The sequence below is a fragment of the Legionella steelei genome (assembly GCF_001468005.1).
In the GTDB taxonomy this organism is placed as follows: Bacteria; Pseudomonadota; Gammaproteobacteria; order Legionellales; family Legionellaceae; genus Legionella; species Legionella steelei.
In genome coordinates, this window is record NZ_LNYY01000019.1 from 385,889 (window position 1) to 401,952 (window position 16,064).

Here is a 16,064-nt window from a genome sequence, read left to right on the forward strand (position 1 = left end):
TGGATGAAACCTTAAAGGCTACTTGATGAACAATAAAATAGAAATCATAGTTGATCCATCGTTTGCAAATCTTAATTTCGTTGAGCATGGTTTTTTCACCCGTACTGGAGGAGTCAGCGAGGGCGTATATGCTTCATTGAACTGTTCTTATTTTCAAGAGGATAAAAAAGTCGTACGAGAAAACAGGCAATTGGCTATGTCACACATCAATAAGTCATTATCTCAACTCGTACTTTTTACTGACTGCTATAGTAACAAAACGATTATTGTTGACCAACCTTGGGGGGCAGAGGAAACAATTCATGCTGATGCTATGGTGACTCAAAATAGGAATATTGTTCTCGGTGCGTTAAGTGCTGACTGCCCAGTTATTTTATTTGCTGATCACGATAAAAAAGTCATTGGCATAGCGCATGCTGGTTGGCGCTCTGCAAGGGCAGGCATTATAGAATCTTGCGTACACACGATGTTTTCGCTGGGTGTTTTCCCGGGTAACCTTTCTGCTGTAATTAGTCCTTGCATTACGCAGCCATCTTATGAAGTGGATTCTGAATTCTATAAACAAATCATCAGTGACTCCCCCATGTACTCAGAATATTTCAATTCTTCAGTAAATAAAGATCACTATATGTTTGATTTAAGGATGTATGTATATAAGAAATTAATCAATTTAGGTATCGAGCAGGTGTCTTTTGTAGATATAGATACTTACCAAGATGAGGCACGTTTTTTCAGTTGTCGTCGCGCATATCATAAAAAAGAGCAGGGACACGGTTGCCAATTATCTTTTATTCATTTTGCCTAAGTGAAAATAGACCGTGTCATTGAGTCAAAGTACAACCTACATTTGCTGAAAATTTGTGAGGCATCCAAGCCTCATTTAAGAAATACGTCCTCTATTTTTTATTCATAAATAAATCTGACGGATATAGGATCATAAAATACGTAGTCAATGAAACGTTCCTTTAACATTATAAATGTTACTCTTGATATACCAACTGAGTAAAAGGAAATATAAATGGCTACTCTATACATTTCGCATCAATTGGCGTTGGAGCTCAAAAAACTACCGCAAGGAATTGAAAAACTATTTCCAAATTGCTTGCGAGGAATCCCCAAAATTGTTGATATTTTATATGCAATAAAAGGTAGCCATTTTAAAATATTCAGCCACAGAGATTCCCTAAAAGAATATGGCCTGTCAATAAAATATGAAATTAATCATCTTAAAATCAACTCAATAGAGGATTTCTTTAATGCGGGATTAATGGAGGATTATCTCCAAAAAATAATTGATATGTTTGGAAAATATCCAAATACAATTTTTGAAAGTGAGAAAATTTCTCTTGGAGTAACAATAAATATCAAAGAATACCTTAGCGCTTACATGCATAAAATCCAAAACATCAGAGCGAGGTATTTGATTGAGCATATTAATGAAATATATAAGGAATACTGTAATAGGTATGATCAAAACAAAGATGTCAGTTCCGAATGTAATCTAATTATTCATTTTATAGGAAAAATATTTCCAGAAAATCAAGATGAGAATATTACCAACGCAATTGAAGCCTTTAAAACATTAACTTTACCCAAACCATTAAAAACCGAAACTATGGGTTCGATGGAAACTTTTCCTGTTGAACAGGAGAAGAAACGCGAGCATAGTCATCGAGAGCTCGCTAAGACAAAGAGTGAGACAATTACTTACAAAAAATCACCTTCGAAACATGTCATGACCGTACCTGAGTGGGATGCACAGGAATATGTACCTACTGAAAATATAGTGGTAAAAAGCAAGAAGCATAGAGCAAGCCACTTACCTAAACTACATGTACCTAGTGTGTCTAAAAAATTAAGACCAAGTCATAAAAAGAAAACGACACAGATCGGGCTAGAGCAAGATATTCAGGACTCCGTACCAACAGAAACAATCATATCTGAAAAAAGTTCCAGGTTTAAAAAGCTTAAAAAAATATCATTATCACCAATGAAATTTAAACGAAAAAGTGAATCTAAGTCGAACAAGATTGAAGAGCAACTTGAGGATTTTTTAGATAAGGAACCTTCTGACGAAACAACAATAATCAATATAAAGAAAATTTTGGCAAGTTCTAGTGTGCACCAGGAACGCCCTCTAACAACAATTGCGGATTTAAGAAGAGCTGCTTTTGATCAGGAGTTTGCTCAGGAAAAACAAAAATTACGAGCGCTTTTTGATCATAAAAAGACGAGTATTGGTGACTTACAAGAAGGTTTTAAAAAACTGTGTGCAGAAAGAGAAAAACGCAATGCGAATACTTGCCTTAGCTACACAGAAACACCTGATAGCCTTTGTAATGCGCTCTATTGGAAAATAGCTTATGAGCTCTTTCAACCTGATTCATTACACGATATCTGTAAGATTTTGTTGCCTGGTGTTAAACAAAAACTGAAAGTTGATGTCCTTTATAACACACACTCCAACCCAAGGCCTGTACCTGTACTGAAGTGTAATGTCACCGATTCTCCATTCAGCATGTTTGATCCGGCCGATGAAGTAATAACAGAAGAAGTATCAGGCCAGCTCGCATCTTTTACCATAGAGGGTGACACTCTTTTTGATGTGAACCAAATTGCCCGCTTTCCTTTTTCGTTGCATAGGCAATTTTATGATTACCTTGATTCGAATACACAATTAAGAAGCGCTATTTATCAAAAAAGCAACGATCTACAACAGCTTCTAGTTGATATTTTGAACGTTAATGAAAACGGAACTCCACCCCTGGTAGTTCTGAACAAATTAATTGATGGACTGGCTCTGGGCAGTAAAAATCTTCGCGGTACTGAAGAATATGCCACAGTTGAGGCTGAATTAGCTTATGAAGCCTTCTGTTTCTATTTAGGAAGCTTACCTGAAAAATATAAAAATCAATTATTACAACTGACATCACCTCAAGATAAAACTATTGCGCAGGTAATAAAAAATCTGGGTGATCGCTCCGCTGGTTTTGCTCGTTGCACGCAAACTGCTGTGACTGATTTATTTCATATTATCAATAATCCAGACAATAAAGATTTTTTAAGCCGACCGCTTAAACTTCAGTCGGAGGATCTGACACAGATTATTGCACGTTATAGACATAAAGAGCTGAAGGTTGTAGGGCAAAAAAATCCTAATTTACCAGTTGATATTAAAGAGAATCTCTATAAGAAAATGACTGTAGAGTACCATACACTTACTGGACTTTTGCTTGAGTTACCTAGTGATGAATATGCATCTTTCATAAAAAATGCCAATTTCAAGATTATCCTAAACGAACACAATAATTCCGCAGATTTTAATAAAGTAACCAAACAGCAAGCATCACAAATTATTCACGATCTTTTTGAAAAATTATCACCATTAGATCATCGAGCTAAGAAAGTAATTTGCTATTTTTGTTGGTTATATGGTGACCGAAACGGATTGGAAAAAGTTGCTAAAGAACTAAAGAATGATGACTTAAATAGCCATGATATGGGAGTTAATCTTAAAGAGTTATTTGCTTCAATGCCAAAGCATTTCGGATGCGAATTACTCACTTTAAGTGACAGGACACCGCTTGGTGATAATTCACTTTACCAGCATATTTATGTTTTACATGGAGATAAGCTTTATTATTACGACAGTAATTCAAAACAAACAGAACTAACCATTGATAGTGATAGCGCAAGAAAAAAACGTTTATTTTCTGATATTAAAAAAGAGTTCCCCGCTGTTAGTGGGCATCGTATCAAAGCAACAAATTCCTGTATGGCTTTGATTAATGAGGCCTTTAATAGCAATGCAGAGCGTACTGAAAAAAAACCAGAAACAAGTCATATAGAGGATGACGCGTTAACACTTACGAAAGTTCATAGCCCATCACATGACAATAGTGAGCAAACTGTTCCTGTATCAAGGAATACAGGGAACACGAATGATACTACACCTATTCATAGAGATGCTTCTCCTTTAAAAAGAGAACAAGTTGGCATAAAGGGAAAGTCAGTAACAAATACAGAAGCGCAAAAAATTGAAGAAGTTTCTATCTTTGACATTGCATACGATGTGCTCTTATTTATTGCTGGAATGGCAGCAACGGCAGGTCTTGGTGCATTTATAGGTACACTTATTGCTCCGGGTATTGGTACTGCGATAGGTGCTGCAATTGGAGCAGGTGTCCCAATTGTAACGGGGCTAGGCGCGTTATTGTATAATACCTGTGTTAATTCATCTGAGGAAATTGAGTCTTCCATTACTGAACCAACTGAACCAACTGGTCCAGCTGTCCCGCTTTATCAAAATATACATATGCAACCAAATCCTGAAAAGCAAAGACAAGCTAAACGAGAAGCTGCTTTAAGCGCAGAGACTTCTTTAAAATCAGATCAAGTGTCAAGTTCGGAGTTTAGAAAAGTTGAGGAGGATGATGGTTTAACTCAAGTTTCCTTTCAAAAATAAGGCTGGATAGTAGTGCCGTGTTAATAGCTCTTTTCTATGTGGATATATATCCAGTGATTTGAGTTCATTAAAAAATCAGCATATGCTTTTTTTATCACTTAATGGACTTTGCTCTATAAAATGCGCAGAATTGATGTGGGAGCTAATGAAGATAAGGGCAAAGGATTATGCCAAAAAACTATAAATTCCATGATGACGATGATAATAGTTCTGAGGAGTCGTGTTATGAAAGCGAAGAAGGAACGGAATATTATCCAGTAAAAACCATTGGTTCTGGAACATACGCCAATGCAAGAAAGTTCCAATCTGCTGATGGCCAAAGATCACAAGCAGTGCTTAAGCCTCTAGATCAGGATAATATTGATTATAAGGAAGTTTATAATAAATATAAATTTTTCAAGACTCTGTACCCCACACAGAATATTAAATTAATAAAACGTGAAGATACTTATAGACTGGTGCTTCCATACATTGCTGGCATACCTTATGAGAGTCTGCATTTCACTAGCAAAAAACAACAAATAAAACTTTTTATTTCTGCAATTGAAGCATTAAAAGATTGTCATAATAAGGGATTTATTGTTCTGGATTTAAAAGCAGATAATATCCATTACGACATGAGTTCTGGTAAGAGTTATTTACTTGATGGTGGGCTTTCAATAAAGGAAAATAAGCTGCTCGATTCCGATATCTTTGTTGTAGAGACAAACGAAGAGAGGATATCAAAAAGAAAGAAATATACACAAATTGCACCAGAGTGTTGGTCACAAACGCCGATACCTGCTAAAAAAAGCATGGATGTCTACGCGCTGGCTTCTATGATGCAATCTGTATTAAAGAAGCCTTCCCCTGATATCAATCGTCTCATTCAATCATGCCTAGTTCCTCGACCAGAACGAAGGCCTACTTTACATACGCTGGAAAAACAACTTCGAAAACTATTACTTCCTCAAAGAAATCAGACAAATGAGGTGCCTCATGAAAAACGCTTAAGTAATGAAAAAAACAATTATGCCTATTCTTTGAAAATACTGACAGCAAACAATATTGTACCCACAAAAAAACAATATAAAAGAATTAGAGAAAATAATAATATTCAAAAGGCTATAATTGATTTTAATAAAGCATGTACTCAGCTCCATGGGAGCCTTGATATAATAAAACACATTTATTTTAGTATTTATAAAAGAGAAACTTTAAGCTTAATGCTCCGTGGTGCTATTGAATTTATAAAGGAATATCCCGCTATTGAGAAAAGGGCTATGGTCTTTATTAATACGGCATTGTTTAAACAATTTATTCAGATTCACGCCGGAATGATTGTAACAACGCTATGCAGCTCCAAAACAGGATTAGCTACAACATCTACTTCGCATCAATCTAGGGGTAGCCTTTTATTATTTCAAGCGCCTAAAAAAGTACCTGAACGTGATGAAACACTTTGGTTGAGTCAAATGGATCAACCAATTCGTTAACGGCATTTGATTAAATTGTCATTCCTGCCATTCGTAGGAATGGCAACAAATTCCTGGGATACACCGGCTCGGGATAGGTAATAACAAAAGAAGCTAAATAACCGTAGGCTGGGCTGTTAAGCCCAACATTTACGGAATTAATTCTTATGCTCTAAAATGTCCATTCACGAAACCTATCACTGTAAGTTCAATTAACAAATACTTTATCCCTTGTTCTTAAAGATATGGGTGTTGTGGCATGCCGGGCTTATGGTTATTTAGTTTTGTCACGAATCACCTAAACATATAGGGATGGCGTGCTGGCTACAGTGCGAACTCTTATGCCAAGCCTATGACTAAAATGCCGATGAAAATTAAGAGCCCACCAATAATGACTGAAAGATTCACATGCACTTGATTAAATAAAAACCAAGTAAAAATAATGGTAAATATGGGGTACGTTAATTCGACGATACCTGCAATTGTAGCATTTTTAAGATTGATAGAGGCAGCGATAAAATAACTGGCGACAAGCACGATTACTATCTCGGCTATAGTTAATAAGAGCAAACCGGAATCTGTTGTTAGAAGTTCAACATCTCGTTTCATAGTAGTAAAAAATGAAATGCAGGTAAACAATACAGCACCAATTGTCATTTCCAATGCTAATAGAGTCACGGGGGAAATGCTGTTTAATATTTTTTCAGCCAATGCGTAATTAAAACCCCATAAAATGGCAGCAAAAATAGCAAATGTGAACCACATGACTTACTCCTGAGAAACAGATTATCTTGTTATTTTTTTAATGAGGACACGCCTTTTAAAGCAATCTGGGGCTTAAGTTGAATGAGCATTATAACATCAAATAGATAAAAAATCAATCACATAGGGGTAGGTTGGAGTAGTAGTCATCTTTACAAACAAAAAATTATCAAGAAATGCTTCGGAGGTAATTATGGCAGTAACACTCATTTTCAATGAAGACTTGATGTAATAAAAGATCAGTTTGGTGAATTTCTTTACTCTTCATTAAATAATGAGTATAACGCTCTAAAGGAGCTGGCTTTTGCGGTTATTGGCAACGAGCGAGGAATTTTAATCAAAGCTAGAAAATCTGGTAAAATCTCCAACGAAGTCTTTTATCTTCTTTGAGATGAGCTGATATATAAGAATTACGAGCAAAGACTGATGCTTATAATTACCGATAGCAAAGTCTGACTTTTGTTATCCCTCAAATTTACAAAAATTTATAAATATGATTCTTCATGAGAAGTAGGAAAAACGTGCCATGTTAAAAAAAATATCTCAAGCTGAAATCCAACTGGCTCGACAAGCACTAAGTCTTCTGGATCCTTCTCTTGCCAGAGCAAATGAGGTCATACCTATATTGGATTGGTGAACAAGGGCAAGCGGTTTTGCTGGTCTGGTGCGACTTATATTGGAACAACAGGTGTCAGTTGCTTCCGCCAATGCGATCTGGAATCGACTTGAGATGGGACTAGTTATAGTTAATCCACAGCAGATTCTCAGTAGAACAATTGAAGAACTAAAGACTTATGGTCTGTCCGCACCAAAAGCACGCTACATTCATGGACTTGCTCAAGCGTATGAAAAGGGGGAAATCGATTTTGAAGCGCTTAAAGGACTTGATGATGAAGCAGCAAGTGCCAAGCTTGTAACATTAAAGGGGATAGGGCGATGGACTGCGGAAGCCTATTTAATGTGGTGTGAAGCACGTACCGATGTATTTCCCGCTGCAGATATAGCATTGCAAGAAGCAATTAGAATTCTTGACGGTGTTGCGAGCCGTCCTACAACTGAAGAATTATACTTGAGATCCAAGAAGTGGAGCCCATATCGAAGTTTTGCTGCCGATCTGCTTTGGGGCTATTATGGAGCCATCAAAAAAAACACGATTCCTATGCCGCAAGGTGTGCAGCCCTTGAAAAAATCAACTCGATCTACAGAGAAAACAAATGCAAGCGATCGATGATGTCAGGAAATTTTTAGGTTCGGTTATGAATGCTGAGCAAGAGTATTCGGGACTGGGGGAAATCGTAGAAAACAAGAATCTGCCTTCAAGAACGACAGCCTTTATTTGGTGCATCTTGGTAGTTGGTCAGTTGTTGGTGCTGGGAAAATGAAATTATTTTTTCGGAGGAATGTCACTTTTTCTTACAGGAGCCGAGCAATTTTTCGGAGCTTCATTGGCTTTTCATTCCTCTTTTCCCTGGGATTCTCCTTCGCTCAAACCCTTCCATTGCATGTGGATGGTTCTATCTTAAGGGATTCCAATGGGCAGGCTATCATCTTGCGTGGGATCAATCACCATGGTTTCCTTGATGTGCCTGATGGGGCTTGGGATCCTCCGGGTTTACCCCTCTATTCAGGAATGGGCAATTGGGATCCAGAAGTAGTGAAGGAAACCTTGGATTCCTACAAAAAGCTTGGGTTCAATGTGGTCCGCCTCCACACGGTGGTGGATTGGTGGAAGAATAATCCTGTTACCTACAAAGATCCTTATCGGGAGGTGACCTACCAGGAGACATACCGTCAAATGATACAGGACACGGTGAAGTGGGCCGGAGACAGAGATCTTTATGTGATTTTTGATTTTTTTGCACTGAAAAATGTTCAAGGGCGCCAATCAGGCCAGGAGTCCCTTCCATGGGCCCCTTGGGGGAGATTTCCCGAGGTTGTTCGAGATCGCTCTGAATTTATTGCTCTTTGGGATTCGGTGGTAGACCAATTAGGTGCTTATCCAAATGTTCTTTTTGAGTTATATAACGAGCCGCATGGGGATAGTCAAGCTGAGGAGGAATGGTTCAAATTCGTCGAAGAAGTTCTTCCCATCCTCCGTCACCGGACGAGCAATCCAGTGATTGTTCAATGGAATTATGACTGTTGGGTCAATCTCGACTACCCACCACCATCCCACCCTGCATCCACCTTGGAATGGATTGAAAAACATCCTTTGAAAGATAACAATTTAATCTATGGGGCTCACCTGTACCGAAATTCCGGAGGAGGATCATCGGGACTGGCTCACCGAGGAGTGAGCTCCATTGTCAATCTATGGGAACGAGGTGATATCCTCCAGGCCCTTCAATGGGCTCTTTTTCCAAAGGTCTTAAAAACAGATAAAAAGCTGCTTCTTGTGACAGAAATTGGAGCTTATCTTTCCAATGGAGAAGAAGACCAAGAACATGAATTGGAGTGGTTGAAGAATACTCTCTCCATTCTCAACGAGTGGGGAATAGGTTATGTGGCTTGGGCCTGGCGATCTGACCAACAACTAGGACACGGGATGCTTCACGAAGGATATCCTAACCGGGCTGGCAGTCTTTTTCTAGAGTCTCTGAAAGATCTGAAAAACCCTGCTAATACATCAATATCCTAGTATCAAAGCAACTCATCAGAGAGGATGATTTCGATATTATTTCGCTGTTTTAGTGCTTCTTAATAATCTGACACAATTTGCAATGTGCGGCCTTTGTTTGTTGATCATATGATCTTAACCAGTTGATTGAATATGAAAATTGGTTATTTATTGAGTGGTTCAACAAAATAAAAATTAGTCTATAGTATAATAAATGGTTTATATATTTGCCAAAACCAACGCTTTTATAAAATATTTTTTGGGACAATGTCGCTATTCGGAGTAAAGTATGTATTCAAAATTAGCTCTAATACATAAAGTTGTATTTCTTGTTGCTGGTTTAGGGATTCGATTTTACCAGCTACAAAAGCCTCTGCTAAAGAAATGTTACCTGTTATCTGAGACATTAATCGATTCGATCAACCAGGCGTTGAAAGTTCAAAAAAAGTACTTAAACAAAAAGCAACATAAAATGTAATACCACTAAAAAGCCTAAACTGGGAGTAAAAAAAGATGAATCAGGACAAATCTATCAAATTATCCCAGAAAACAACGTACCGACAAATACAAGTTCCTAGCACTGTTTTTAAAGCCTATGATATTAGAGGGATAATAGGTAAAGAATTATATGAGGACTCATTTTATAGTATTGGTTTGGCTTTAGGTTACTATTTAAGTAAATTACAACGTCAGAAAATTGTACTTGCTCGCGATGGTCGCATAACTAGTCCTGTTTTAGCTTTAGCCTTAAAACAAGGATTGCTTGATAGTGGCATTGATGTTTTTGATATAGGCTTGGTCACCACACCAATGATGTATTTTGCAACACATACTAAAGGTATTGATTCTGGTGTAATGGTTACTGGAAGCCATAATCCAATTAACTATAACGGCATCAAAATAGTATTGTCTGGTAAGACTTTAATGCAAGAAGATATTCGTATTTTATACACCATGATTGCTGAGGGTAAGCGAGTTAATGGATGTGGTAAAGAAATAGAGCTAGATATCATGGAAGAGTATACAAAACGTATTGTAAGTGACATACAAATAAAGCGTTCATTGAAAATTATTGTGGACTGTGGGAATGGCACTGCAGGACTAGTCGCCCCGCAAGTGCTTGAAAAATTAGGTTGTGAAGTCATTCCGCTATATTGTGATGTAGACGGTCGTTTTCCAAATCATCATCCTGATCCAACAATAGAAGACAATTTAGTTGATTTAAAAAATGAAGTTATTGCGCAAAAGGCCGACCTTGGTTTTGCTTTTGATGGTGATGCCGATAGACTTGGTTTAGTGACTAATACTGGCGAAACGATATATCCCGATCGTTTGATGATGCTATATGCTCGTGAACTCTTAACCAGATGTCCTGGTAGCGTTATAGTTTTTGATGTTAAGTGTTCCAATAATTTGGCGGCAGTGATTAAAGATGCAGGGGGAATAGCTAAAATGTGTCCTACTGGACACTCTATAGTGAAGGATGTGATGAAAAAAGAAGGGGCTATCCTGGCCGGTGAAATGAGTGGGCATTTGTTTTTTAAGAATCGTTGGTATGGATTTGACGATGCGCTTTACAGTGCCTGTCGTTTGCTGGAAATCATTACCTCATCTAATCTAACAGCAAGTGATCAATTTAAATTAATTCCTAAAAGTGTCGGTACATCTGAGCTAAAAATTGCTATGCCCGATGAGAAAAAATTTGTGTTTATGCACCGTTTTAGGGAGAAAGCACAGTTTCCTCAAGCACAAATTATTACTATTGATGGAGTACGCGTTGAATTTGCTACAGGTTGGGGCATACTACGTGCTTCTAATACCACTCCATGCTTGGTGGCTCGCTTTGAGGCGGTAGATAAAGAAAGTTTGCTCCACATTCAGCAACTATTTAAAACACAAATCCTCTTATTAGAACCGAAACTGGCGCTGCCATTTTAGTACCCATTACATCAATGCCAATTGATCATTTCCTTTTTTTGAACCAATCTACTACTTTTTTCTTGAACAAAGAGGTGTTTGCATTAGTTTTGGTAGTACGAATCCATACAAGCCCTCCTTCCCCTAGATACATACTAAACCCAATTGTGATAGGAACAAGCCAGAAAAACCACCAAAACATGGCAAAAATTGGATTCACTCGGAACATGTACCAAATTCGCGAGGACAGATTATCCAGCACTAGACTCGTTCGTTTCCACGTTTTGTAATAAAGGAATGATTGTTGAATAATACAAGCTGCAATGTTTATTATGCTAAGTATGATCAACCACATGGGAAAGATGTTGCGATTGTGAATCCAGGCCAATAAGGCCCATACCCCCGTAGGTAGGCCAATTATATTAAACCATAGGCAGAGGCAGGGTAGAAAGTTCATCCATGCTAGAATTTTTTGACGTCTACTCATACCAAGGCGTGACAACGGCTCGGTTAGACTTTGAAAAAATCCGCAGATCCATCGCTTTCGTTGAGTAACCCCACCCATGAAAGTAAGGGGAACTTCTTCAATAACAGGTTTTTCAATGATTCCAAGTTTTTTTCCATTCATCCAAAATCGCATACCGACTTCAGGATCTTCTATTGCCATCCAAGGATGAAATCCACCAAGATTGAGTAGATCTGATGCTTTATAATAAAGTGCTTTCCCTAACACCCAATAAGGGTGCTTTCCATTAGCAGATAAATGAGGATATTTTAGTCCATCCCATAACATATGATCAAATGCATGAAAACTTGAAGGCCATGTTTGATTCAGATTGCCTGCAATATTTGTAGCCTGTAATACGTCATAATGTCGAATGCCAACTGCAGCGTCAAGGAAATGATCTATAGGTAAGCACGTGTCTGCATCAACATAATTAACGAGAAAATCTTCTTTCCCATCAAACTGCTGGGCAATGTGATAAAAAGCATAAATGAGCTGGCGGGTCTTTTTAGGTGGGAGATTAGTGACCCCAGCGTGTTTTCCTAGATGCCACCAGTACGCTTTTTCATTAGCACTCCAGTTGTCCCACACGATTTGCCAAGAAGGATCATCAGTAGGAGGTACCTCCATGATTTCTAAAAAAACAAATGTCTTTTGTAGATCCCTCAGTTTTTCTATCGTCTCAAAATCATTCGAATTAGGAATTGCAATAATGCGGTATCTATCTTTAGGATAATACAGTTTCTCAAACGATTTCATTGTTGTATACATTGTTCCTTCTGGTTCTTTCAAAACCGGATAAAACAATACAATAAAAGGAAATTCATCCTCACGAGGGTCAATGGTTTCTTTCGTATCCACCCAATTCACGGGGCGGGAGTATAAATATAAATCCACAAGAAAAGAAAGCGAATAAATAATTTGTGCAAAAGCATATAATGTTGTCAAAGCAATGAAGTAAGGTTCTGCCATAACTATTTCCCCGCCACTATTGATGAATCAAAAGAGTTTTTTACCAATGGTCCTAGAACTTATTTTACCCAGTTGATTAATTCCATCATTCCTTCTGTAAGATTTTTTTGAGGTTTAAAACCATAAACTCGCTCAATTTTTTTGATATCTGCAAAACAATGCCGAATATCCCCAACCCTATATTCATTTGAAATTACAGGCGCAATTTTTTTATTCATTAGGCTTGCAAGCGTTTCCGCAACCTGCTGGATGCTCACAGCAGAACCGCTTCCCACATTAAAAACATCATATACTTCTTTTTCATTCTCTAAGACACAAGCAAATGCATTGGCGACATCGCTAACATGCACAAAATCACGCTGTTGCTTCCCATCTTCAAACACTAAAGGGGGTAAATCCTTCAGCAAGCGAGCAATAAAGATAGCTCCCACTCCTGTATATGGATTGCTCAAGGCTTGACGAGAACCATAGGTATTAAAAAGTCTAAGGGCGACAGTAGGGATATTAAGGGCTCTTCCCACAACGAGGAACATCTCTTCGTGATCCCGTTTATTAATTGCATAAATTGACGCTGGCATTAATGGTTTTTCTTCTGTGGTAGGAATAGGAATTAGGATCTCACCATCGTGATACAGTTCCCATTTTTTTTCTTTGAGCTGTTTATTGTTCCTAAGACTTGGCGCAAATGTCAGAGGGCCTGCGGCTGTTCGATATTGTCCTTCACCATAAATAGACATAGATGATGCAGTTACAATCTTTTTGACTGAATGATTTCCCTTTGAAAGCACTTGAAGCATAACTGCTGCTGACATAGTATTGTTTTTAGTATAGTCAACAATATTAGCCATACTTTGCCCCACACCAACAGAAGCAGCTAAATGAACAAGGTGGGTTATTCCCTTTAAATTCTTTTCAAATTGGTCTTCTGAAGAAAGGTCGCCTTTTATTCGTCGAGCACGTTTATTTAAGTAAATAGGCCATCCTTCTGAATCCTTTTCTTCATCATGATGAACTTGATCCACTAAACAATCCAAAATTGTAACTTCATATCCTCGATCAAGAAGCCGGTCCACAAGATGAGATCCAATAAAGCCTGCACCACCGGTGACTAATACGTGACCCTTTCCCATATAAAAATGTCTCCATCAGTTTATACTTTATAAATAAATGAAAGGCTTGCAGCCTTTGCCCAAAAAGACCCACCGTTGCGACTTGTTCTAAAAATGCTGTTATTTTGATTATAATATTGTGCGCCCAATCTCATTCCCAAATGGGTGATGATTTTATAATCCATATATCCGGCTACTGCATTTCCATAACTAGAATTTTGTGGAAAAAAGGACAATCCATCTTCAATCCCCATCCGTAATTTTGATGTGACAAAATGTTCTATTCGCACTTTCCCTGTATGAACCTGAAAATCTATCGGGTCATAATATGCTGATTGACTGTGATTGTTTTGAGTAAATATCGGGGCAGGGTTGGAATAATTGAGGTAAAAGAAATCGTATATAATTCTTACCTCAGGAATATTTATCAGTTTATAGTTCGCTTCAAAACTTGCTTGAGTTCGGTTATTGCCGTCAGAGTATTTACCATAAATCCCTTTGCCCCATAAAGATAAATTTTGTGTCGGCTGATAATACATTGTACCACTATAATCATCGGTTCGTATATTTAAACCAACCGCACCAATCGCTACAATATAATTGTAAATTTGGATACTAAAAGGAGGTTCGGTGTCGATGATGTCAGAATGGTTGAACGTTATAGTTGCATTCAGAGTTTCTGACCAAGAATATTTCAATGCTACATTGCCATTAAGATTATTAAAGCCATTGTTATAAACTTTGTCGGAAATTCCCGCAAACAGCTGCCAATGCTCTGTAAATAGTTTTGACCCTTGCAATTGCACCATATTTCTAGAAACACTATCGAATCCATTTTGCTCGAATCCTGAATAAACTTCTGAAAGATTTAGCCTGGTATTGGTCATTGCATAAAAATCAGCAGCTACACCAACATCTTGGCGGCGAAAAGTATTTGAACTATCATAAAAGTCCGCACTGATTGGTATCATAGGAGACTGATAGTAATCGACCAGCTGCTGCTGCAAAAATGGGCGCTCCCAATTATAAACTTCTTGCCAACGATCGTAGGCAACTCGGTTGCCTTCATATTCATGTGCTGCAGCCGTAGACGATAAAACACCCCATAACGCATCGCTGTTGTAAGGATACTTCTGTAAAACTTTTTGATAATAAATATTTGCCCGCATGTATTGCCCACATTTGCGATAAACATCACCCATTCCCAACAAGTAGCCAGAACTGCGTTTATCCGATATATCCGATAGCAAATAGAATGCGGTATCACAATTTCCTTTTTGAGCTTCTAATTTCGCCAAAGCTTCTTTTGCTTCGGGACTTGGATAATCATCTAGGGATTGGGTTAACATTTTATATGCAGCATCATATTGCCCAAGCTCAACTAATTTGCTGCCCCATTCATAAGAGAGAAATGCATTGTGTGGAAATCGTTGCATAAGCTGCTGATATTGAGCTGCTGCCAGAGCATATTGCTTATTCTTAAACAATGTTCTGGCAAATTCTAGCCGAGTAAAATTATCAGTTTTTTTGTTGGCTATTAAGGTTCTACCGAGCGCGATCGCATGATTATATTCATTATGGTATATGTAATTATTAAACAAATCTTTTTGTAGTGCTAAATTATTTGGATCGCGTGCCAGCTTTTGTTTCAGTTCATAAATTTTTAATTCATTTTCTGTATTGGCCAGCAGAGGAGCTTTAATGAAAGCATTGGTATAGTTACTATTTAGCCAGCGAGAAGAGTAAAAGTGTTTGAAATCTCTTTGAGATTCGGCAAGATTTCCCAAATAAAATTCATCCCAAGCTAAGCCCTGATACATATTAGTTCCTTGGGGGTGGTTCAATGCTTTCTGGAAAGCCACGGTGGCTTGCTCCGTAAAGCCAAATAGATGTAAAAACCAAGCATCATGGGTTAAATAACCAGGATTTTTAGGGTCGAGGGCCGATGCGTTTCGGAAAGCATTTCTAGCTTCAAATGCATATAAGGCTTGCTCATAATTGACCCCCTTGAGGTAGGACTTATATGCAATTGCTTTTGCATTGTCGGCAAAAACAGCACTTGATACTAAATGGAATACAAAAAAGGAGAGTTGTTTTTTAAAAGCTCCATGCATAATATATATACCTTGTGGTAAGTTCTTATCGTCTAGCTATGCATTCAACCCACGGTCTTAATGCCAGTTTGATAATTTCTCTCATTCCATCCGAATCCTCTTTAATCAATTACTATATTTCAATAGGCCGATTATCTCAATCATACTAT

At 37.8% G+C, this 16,064-nt stretch carries 10 protein-coding genes; 6 read left to right on the top strand and 4 right to left on the bottom strand.

Features of this window, described 5'->3' with window-relative positions:
* The first annotated feature begins 25 nt into the window (after nucleotides 1–25).
* From pgeF to Lste_RS05905, 3 genes are all read left to right on the top strand, one after another.
* Nucleotides 26–805, top strand: a complete 780-nt coding sequence (pgeF, locus tag Lste_RS05895; RefSeq protein WP_058510130.1) for a peptidoglycan editing factor PgeF — start codon at nucleotides 26–28, stop codon at nucleotides 803–805.
* Between the two features lie 213 nt (nucleotides 806–1,018).
* Nucleotides 1,019–4,465, top strand: coding sequence for a glycine zipper family protein (locus Lste_RS19465; protein ID WP_058510131.1), 3,447 nt, complete (start codon nucleotides 1,019–1,021; stop codon nucleotides 4,463–4,465).
* A gap of 167 nt (nucleotides 4,466–4,632) precedes the next feature.
* The gene (locus tag Lste_RS05905) at nucleotides 4,633–5,940 is read left to right on the top strand and encodes a protein kinase domain-containing protein (protein WP_058510132.1); all 1,308 of its coding nucleotides are present in this window, start codon (nucleotides 4,633–4,635) and stop codon (nucleotides 5,938–5,940) included.
* Between the two features lie 318 nt (nucleotides 5,941–6,258).
* Here the strand turns inward: Lste_RS05905 and Lste_RS05910 are convergent, their stop codons facing one another.
* Nucleotides 6,259–6,684 carry a DMT family transporter gene (locus tag Lste_RS05910; protein WP_058510133.1) on the bottom strand — a complete coding sequence of 142 codons (426 nt, stop codon included), beginning with the start codon at nucleotides 6,682–6,684 and terminating at the stop codon, nucleotides 6,259–6,261.
* 661 nt (nucleotides 6,685–7,345) lie between these two features.
* On the opposite strand from Lste_RS05910, the gene Lste_RS05915 reads away from it, so the two are divergent.
* The 3 genes from Lste_RS05915 (at nucleotide 7,346) to Lste_RS05930 (ending at nucleotide 11,236) form a co-directional block, all read left to right on the top strand.
* Complete coding sequence (locus tag Lste_RS05915) at nucleotides 7,346–7,912, top strand: DNA-3-methyladenine glycosylase family protein (RefSeq protein WP_272947114.1); 567 nt, start codon at nucleotides 7,346–7,348, stop codon at nucleotides 7,910–7,912.
* A 147-nt stretch (nucleotides 7,913–8,059) separates the two neighbouring features.
* Nucleotides 8,060–9,319 (top strand): glycoside hydrolase family 5 protein, encoded by a 1,260-nt coding sequence (locus tag Lste_RS05920; protein ID WP_058510135.1) that lies wholly within the window; start codon nucleotides 8,060–8,062, stop codon nucleotides 9,317–9,319.
* A gap of 492 nt (nucleotides 9,320–9,811) precedes the next feature.
* Complete coding sequence (locus Lste_RS05930) at nucleotides 9,812–11,236, top strand: phosphomannomutase/phosphoglucomutase (protein WP_058510137.1); 1,425 nt, start codon at nucleotides 9,812–9,814, stop codon at nucleotides 11,234–11,236.
* A 25-nt stretch (nucleotides 11,237–11,261) separates the two neighbouring features.
* Here Lste_RS05930 and Lste_RS05935 read toward each other — a convergent pair whose 3' ends face one another.
* The 3 genes from Lste_RS05935 to Lste_RS05945 are packed head-to-tail and all read right to left on the bottom strand — an operon-like array spanning nucleotide 11,262 to nucleotide 15,915.
* The gene (locus tag Lste_RS05935; protein ID WP_058510138.1) at nucleotides 11,262–12,692 is read right to left on the bottom strand and encodes a glycosyltransferase family 2 protein; all 1,431 of its coding nucleotides are present in this window, start codon (nucleotides 12,690–12,692) and stop codon (nucleotides 11,262–11,264) included.
* Nucleotides 12,693–12,751: 59 nt separating this feature from the next.
* Entirely contained in the window at nucleotides 12,752–13,822 is a 1,071-nt protein-coding gene (locus Lste_RS05940; protein WP_058510139.1) for an NAD-dependent epimerase/dehydratase family protein, read from the bottom strand.
* Nucleotides 13,823–13,842: 20 nt separating this feature from the next.
* The gene (locus Lste_RS05945) at nucleotides 13,843–15,915 is read right to left on the bottom strand and encodes a tetratricopeptide repeat protein (protein WP_058510140.1); all 2,073 of its coding nucleotides are present in this window, start codon (nucleotides 15,913–15,915) and stop codon (nucleotides 13,843–13,845) included.
* Nucleotides 15,916–16,064: the final 149 nt, after the last annotated feature.